We start from the raw sequence: 6,697 nt of genomic DNA on the forward strand, positions 1-6,697 counted from the left end.
TGGCACGCTGTTGAGTTCTCAAGGAACGGACGCTTCCTTCGGTCCCGTATCACCGGGGCCCTCCGGGCGCTTCCCTTTGTTCTTGCGTTTGCGACTCTATCAGACTCTTTCGTGTCCGATTCCCGGTCGAAGCGGGTTTTTGCTTTTCGCTTCCAGGTAATTCGCTTTCGCGCTTTTCCCTTTCGGCAAGTCCGACTCTATCAGGCCTTTTCCGTCTCCTTGACCACGGTCCTGCGGGCATGCCGAAGGAAGGTTCATGGTTAGGATCTGGGCTTGAAGGTCGCCGCCGACCCCCGACTCAAAGTCGCGTTGGGGTCAGGCAGGAGTACGACAGTACAGGCCGCCGGGGATCGAGGCAAATCGTTTCTGGTGCACCCCTAGGTCCGTCAAGCGGTAGGTCTCGGGCGGAACCGGGACTTCATATGACTTACTCTGCTGAGCAGTACGCCGTCCCCCATCAGTCGCGGCGGCGACACCTGAATCTCCACCCCCCTGGGAGGCTCCCCATGACCAACGTGACGTCCCCTCTTGCTGGACGCGCCATCGGACTCACCGCGGTTCCCGACCCGGTCTTCTCCGGCGCGATGGTCGGTCCCGGTACCGCCATCGACCCTGTACGTGAGCCCTCCGAGGCCGTGTCCCCGGTGGACGGCATCGTCGTCTCCCTTCACCCCCACGCGTTCGTCGTCGTCGACGCGGACGGACACGGGGTCCTGACGCACCTCGGTATCGACACCGTCCAGCTCAACGGCGAGGGCTTCGAGCTTCTCGTGAACAAGGGGGACACCGTGACCCGGGGCCAGGGCATCGTGCGCTGGGATCCGGTCGCCGTCGAGGCCGCCGGCAAGTCACCCATCTGCCCCATCGTGGCCCTGGAGGCCACCGCCGAGTCGCTCTCCGATGTCCGTGAGGACGGGGACGTGAAGATCGGCGACACGCTGTTCGGCTGGCAGTAGCGCCTCGGGCGCAGTCACCAGCCAGTTGCACAACCACCGCGGTGACCCGGTCACCGCACAACCGGAGACGGGTGAAATGGAGACAACGCTGCGAGGCGTCGGCGTGAGCCACGGTGTGGCCATCGGCGAGGTTCGGCACATGGGTACGGCGGTGCTGGAGCCGCCCGCCAAATCGATCCCCGCCGAGGAGGCCGGTCGCGAACAGGGGCGTGCCCGGCAGGCGGTGGAAGCCGTGGCGGCCGATCTGGTCGCGCGTGGCAATCTGGCCGGCGGCGAGGCACAGCACGTGCTTGAGGCGCAGGCCATGATGGCGCAGGACCCCGAGCTGATGTCCGACGTCGATCGGCGTATCGCCGTGGGCAGCACCGCCGAGCGTGCCGTGTACGACGCGTTCGCCGCGTACCGGGCGCTGCTCGCCAATGCCGGGGAGTACCTGGCGGGGCGGGTCGCGGACCTCGACGACGTACGGAACCGGATCGTGGCGCGCCTGCTCGGTGTGCCGATGCCCGGTGTGCCGGACAGCGACGAGCCGTACGTTCTGATCGCCCGCGACCTGGCGCCGGCCGACACCGCGCTCCTCGACCCGACGCTCGTGCTCGGTTTCGTCACCGAGGAGGGCGGGCCGACCAGTCACAGCGCGATCCTGGCGCGGGCGCTCGGCGTTCCGGCCGTGGTGGCGCTGCCCGGCGCCGGTGAGCTGGCCGAGGGCACGGTCGTCGCGGTGGACGGCAGCACGGGTGAGATCTTCGTCGACCCGAGTGCGGAGAAGCGGGCCGAGATGGAGGCCGCCGCCGCTGCTCGTAAGGCCGCGCTGTCCGCCTCGACCGGTCCCGGTGCCACCTCCGACGGGCACAAGGTGCCGCTGCTCGCCAATGTCGGCGGTCCGGGCGATGTGCCCGCGGCGGTCGAGGCGGGGGCCGAGGGTGTCGGGCTGTTCCGGACCGAGTTCCTGTTCCTGGACGACAGCAAGCAGGCTCCTTCCGAGGAGAAGCAGGTCGCGGCCTACCGTGCGGTGCTGGAGGCGTTCCCCGAGGGGCGTGTCGTCGTACGCGTGCTGGACGCCGGCGCCGACAAGCCGCTGGACTTCCTGACGCCGGCCGACGAGCCGAACCCTGCGCTCGGTGTCCGTGGGCTGCGGAGCCTGCTGGACCACCCCGAGGTGCTGCGTACCCAGTTGACCGCGCTGGCGAAGGCCGCCGAGGGTCTGCCGGTGTACCTGGAGGTCATGGCCCCCATGGTGGCCGACCGTACCGACGCCAAGGCGTTCGCGGACGCGTGCCGTGAGGCCGGGCTGCAGGCGAAGTTCGGCGCGATGGTGGAGATTCCGTCGGCCGCTCTGCGGGCGCGGTCGATCCTCCAGGAGGTGGAGTTCCTGTCGCTGGGCACCAACGACCTGGCGCAGTACACCTTCGCGGCGGACCGTCAGGTGGGTGCGGTGTCACGGCTCCAGGACCCATGGCAGCCGGCGCTGCTGGATCTGGTGGCGCTGTCCGCCGAGGCGGCCCGTGCCGAGGGCAAGAGCTGTGGTGTGTGCGGGGAGGCCGCCGCCGATCCGCTGCTGGCGTGTGTGCTGACGGGTCTGGGTGTCACCTCGCTCTCCATGGGTGCGGCGTCCATTCCTTATGTGAGGGCCACGCTGGCCAAGTACACGCTGGCGCAGTGCGAGCGGGCGGCGAACGCCGCTCGGTCCGCCGACTCGGCCGACGAGGCGCGCAGCGCCGCGCAGGCCGTGCTCTCGGGTGAGTAGGCGGTAGGCAGTAGCAGCAAGGATTTCGGGGAGGGGTCTTCCGCCGTTGGCGGGAGGCCCCTCCCTCTTTTGTCGGTCTGTCAGTGGTGGGTTTCCGGGGGCTCGGCTCCGATGTCGAACCCCGCGCAGTACTCGACGCCGGATTCCGGGGAGACGGGCTCTCCGGTGCCCGCGTCCGTGCAGTAGGCGTTGAAGACCTCGCCGGCGGTGAGCGGGGCGAGGCCGCCGTGGGCCAGGCGCCAGCCGTGGACGCGGTCCGGGGTGTCGGGGGCGCTGGTGCGCAGGACGACTCCCCCGCGTGATTCCAGGGCGACGGCCACCGCGAGGACGGTGGCGAACTCCGCGCCCTCCGCGCTGTCGAGGCGGGCAGGGCCTGTGGTGTCGCGGTGGGTGTGGAGCACGGCCAGGAGCTGGTCGTTGTCCGTCGGGACGCTGCACACCAGGTGGTGGGCGCCAGGTCCCGCCGTCTCCAGCAGGCGCATGAGGAGGTGCGAGGCGCGGTCGAAGGCCGCACGTCCGATGTCCTGGCCGCAGTCGGCGCAGGTGCCGAGGTCGGCGAGGAGGAGGGTGGCGTACTCCCAGGTGGCCTGGCGGACCGCGCGGGAGACGAGGAGGGGGATGAGATCGTCGAGGCTCTGGCCGGTGTAGGCGACCGTGGCTCCGGCGGCGGCGATCTCTGCGGTGAAGCGGCTGCGGCTGGCGCCGGTGTCCGCGTCGATTCCGGACTCCGCGCAGAACTCGGCGTAGTCCTCGGGGTCGAAGAGGGCGATCGTGGCGTGCATGCCCTGGGCGGCCAGCGTCTTGAGCAGGCCCTCGACCTGGTGCAGATAGACAGTGTGGTCGTCGAAGGGGAAGGTGCGGTAGTGGCGCATGGCCGCGAAGTCCTGAGCGTCGACGAGGAGGCCGACGGTGCTGGGTGCTTCGCGGCGCAGCGTGCGTCGCAGGGTGGTGGGGTGTGGGGTGCCGTGCCTCCCGGTGCGGTTCTTGCGGTGCGTGGCGTTGTGCTTGGTGTTGTCGGTCTGCGTCATGTGTCCCCCTGTGCGCGGTGAATCCTTGCTCACTCAGCGTAATCAGGGGGACTGACAGTGGCGTTACGCGCGGCGCCTCGCGGCCAGGTCGGCGTAGAAGTGGAGGAGGTCGAGGTTGTCGACGGAGCCCGGGTTGACGGCCTTGGCCAGCTCGGTTCCCTGGAGCAGGCGCTTGACCGGAACCTCGATGCGCTTGCCGGTCAGGGTGTGCGGGATGGCGGGGACCTCGATGACCTCGTCCGGTACGTGGCGCGGGGAGAGGTTGTCGCGGATCGTCCGCTTGATCGCGGCGCGCAGGTCGTCGTCGAGGGTGGCGCCCTCGGCGAGGTGGACGAAGAGCGGCATCCAGTAGCCGCCGTCGGGTTCTTCGAGGCCGATGACGAGGGACTCGCGGATCTCGGGGAGCCGTTCGACGGCCTCGTAGATGTCGGCGGACCCCATGCGGACGCCCTGGCGGTTCAGGGTGGAGTCTGAGCGGCCGTGGATGATCACGGAGCCGCGGTCGGTGATGGTGATCCAGTCGCCGTGCCGCCAGACGCCGGGGTACATGTCGAAGTAGCTGTCGTGGTAGCGGCTGCCGTCGGGGTCGTTCCAGAAGCGGATCGGCATGGAGGGGAGCGGGTTGGTGACGACCAGCTCGCCGACCTCGTTGGTGAGGGGCTTGCCGGACGGATCCCAGGACTGGAGGTCGGTGCCGAGGCAGGGGGCCTGGAGCTCGCCGATGTGGACCGGGAGGGTCGGGACGGCTCCGGCGAAGCAGGAGCAGACGTCGGTGCCGCCGCTGACGGAGGCGATCCAGAGGTCCTCGGCGACCTCGTCGTGGAGCCAGCGGAAGCCGTCCGGCGGGAGCGGGGAGCCGGTGGTGGCCACGCACTGGACGCGGGAGAGGTCGAAGTCGCGGCCCGGGTGGATGTCGGCCTTGCGGCAGGCCATGACGTACGCGGCGGAGGTGCCGTAAAGAGTCGCGCCGGTCTGTTCGGCGACCCGCCACTGGGCGCTGACGTCCGGGTAGCCGGGGCTGCCGTCGTACAGGACGACGGTGGTGCCGGTGAGGAGGCCGGAGACGAGGAAGTTCCACATCATCCAGCCGGTGGAGGTGTACCAGAAGAAGCGGTCCTCGGGGCCGAGGTCGCAGTGGAGGCCGAGCTGCTTGAAGTGTTCGAGCAGGATGCCGCCCTGGGACTGGACGATGGCCTTGGGCAGGCCGGTGGTGCCGGAGGAGTAGAGGACCCAGAGCGGGTGCTCGAAGGGGACCTGTTCGAAGACCGGCTCGGTGTCGGCCGAGGTGAGGGCGGCCCAGGCGAGTGCTCCCTCGGGGGCGTCCGTGCCCAGCAGCGGGATGTGGACGACGGCGCGCAGGGTGGGCAGTTCGCGGCGGAGCTCGGCGACGGTCTCGGTGCGGTCGTGCTCCTTGCCGCCGTAGCGGTAGCCGTCGACGGTGAACAGGACGACGGGTTCGATCTGCTGGAAGCGGTCGAGGACGCTGCGGGCGCCGAAGTCGGGGGCGCAGGAGGTCCAGACGCCGCCGACGGCCGCGGTGGCGAGGAAGGCGACGACGGCCTGCGGGATGTTGGGGAGGTAGCCGCTGACGCGGTCGCCGGGGGTGACGCCGAGGGCGCGGAGTTCGGCGGCGAGCGCGCCGACCTGGCGGCGGAGTTCGGCCCAGCTGATGGGGAGCTGGGCGTGGGTCTCGTCGACGTACAGCAGGGCGGGGGTGTCGGCGCGGGCCGGGTCCTCGGCGGTGCGCAGGGCGTGTTCGGCGTAGTTGAGGGTGGCGCCGGGGAACCAGGTGGCGCCGGGCATCGCGCGGCCGCCGAGGACGCTCTCGTACGGGGTGGAGAAGCGGATGTCGAACCAGTCGGCCACCGCACGCCAGAAGGTGTCGAGTTCGTCGACGGACCAGCGGTGCAGGGCGGCGTACCCGCCGTCGGCCGGGGCGCCGTACCGGGTCGCGGCCCAGTTCTGGAAGCGGGTGACGGCCGCGGCCTCGATGCGGTCGGGGCCGGGCTGCCAGAGCGGGGCGTCGTCGGGCGTGGCTGCGGTCATGAGGGCTGCTCCCTGGCTGTACGGGTACACGGGGTGGGCGTGTCGGTGCCGCACGGGCCGGGATGTGCGCGTGAGCGGCTCACACGGACGATGCCATGTGATCGTCTTCGGCACCAGGGTGGCCCCGCCGTGAGCGGTTCCCTCGCGCCGTGGCCGGCATGGGTGAACGGGAGTTGAACGGAGGGTTCTGCGGGTCGGGCGGGTGGCAGGGTGTGCGCCATGGACGGTCGTGACCTGGTGCGTCGGGTGAGGTTGGTCGGTTCGGTGCGAGGGCTTCGCACGGTGCGTTCGGCGTGGCGGCGCAGGTCCGCGGACGCGGCGGCGCTGCCGGCGCGCGGGGCGGAGCGGGCCCGGGTGCCGGGGGCGGTGACGGGTGCGGAGCCGGGTCCGGGCGGGGGTGTGGTGCGGTTCGCCCGTTCGGAGCTGCGTATCCGTGTTTCGGTGGGCGGTGCGGTGTTCTGGGCGTGGGACGGGGCGGAGCCGCTGCCGTCGTACGCGGTGGCGGGCGAGGCTCCGGCGCCGGACGAGCGGGCGGTGCTGGAGCCGGGCAAGGACGGCGGCTGGCAGGTGGTCGCGGAGCGGCTGACGGTGGTGGTGTCGCGGACCGGGGCGGTGGAGCTGCGGACGCCGGGCGGGGTGCTGTTGCGGCGTGAGCTGCCGCCGCGCTGGTGGGAGCCGGTGGGCGGCGGTCCGGTGCGGTGGGTGCAGCGCTCGGAGGTGCCGGCGGACGCGCGGTTCTTCGGGCTCGGCGGGCGTGCGGGCGGGCCCCGGTTGCGGGACGGGGTGTACGGGCTGTGGAACACCGATCCCGGCGGGCGTTTCGGTCCCGGGGACGATCCGCTCTATCTGACGATGCCGGTGCAGATGGTGGTGTCGGACGCGGGGACGCATCTGGCGTTCCACGACAACTCCTGGGCGGG

At 71.0% G+C, this 6,697-nt stretch carries 4 protein-coding genes and 1 pseudogene; 3 read left to right on the top strand and 2 right to left on the bottom strand.

The features are described from left to right. The first annotated feature begins 506 nt into the window (after nt 1-506). Both JS521_RS32390 and ptsP read left to right on the top strand, forming a co-directional pair. Nucleotides 507-956 carry a PTS sugar transporter subunit IIA gene (locus JS521_RS32390; RefSeq protein ID WP_010057444.1) on the top strand — a complete coding sequence of 150 codons (450 nt, stop codon included), beginning with the start codon at nt 507-509 and terminating at the stop codon, nt 954-956. A 76-nt stretch (nt 957-1,032) separates the two neighbouring features. Further along, on the top strand, nt 1,033-2,703 hold the full coding sequence (gene ptsP / locus JS521_RS32395) for a phosphoenolpyruvate--protein phosphotransferase (RefSeq protein WP_205086471.1): 1,671 nt from the start codon (nt 1,033-1,035) through the stop codon (nt 2,701-2,703). Nucleotides 2,704-2,783: 80 nt separating this feature from the next. Here ptsP and JS521_RS32400 read toward each other — a convergent pair whose 3' ends face one another. Next, complete coding sequence (locus JS521_RS32400; RefSeq protein WP_205086472.1) at nt 2,784-3,731, bottom strand: DUF8829 domain-containing protein; 948 nt, start codon at nt 3,729-3,731, stop codon at nt 2,784-2,786. Between the two features lie 63 nt (nt 3,732-3,794). Continuing rightward, complete coding sequence (locus JS521_RS32405; protein WP_205086473.1) at nt 3,795-5,777, bottom strand: acetoacetate--CoA ligase; 1,983 nt, start codon at nt 5,775-5,777, stop codon at nt 3,795-3,797. Nucleotides 5,778-5,996: 219 nt separating this feature from the next. On the opposite strand from JS521_RS32405, the pseudogene JS521_RS32410 reads away from it, so the two are divergent. Then, a pseudogene (locus tag JS521_RS32410) lies at nt 5,997-6,697 on the top strand (glycosyl hydrolase); the annotation flags it as partial.

Origin of the sequence: Streptomyces durocortorensis, assembly GCF_016901035.1 — a bacterium.
GTDB classification, from domain to species: Bacteria; Actinomycetota; Actinomycetes; order Streptomycetales; family Streptomycetaceae; genus Streptomyces; species Streptomyces durocortorensis.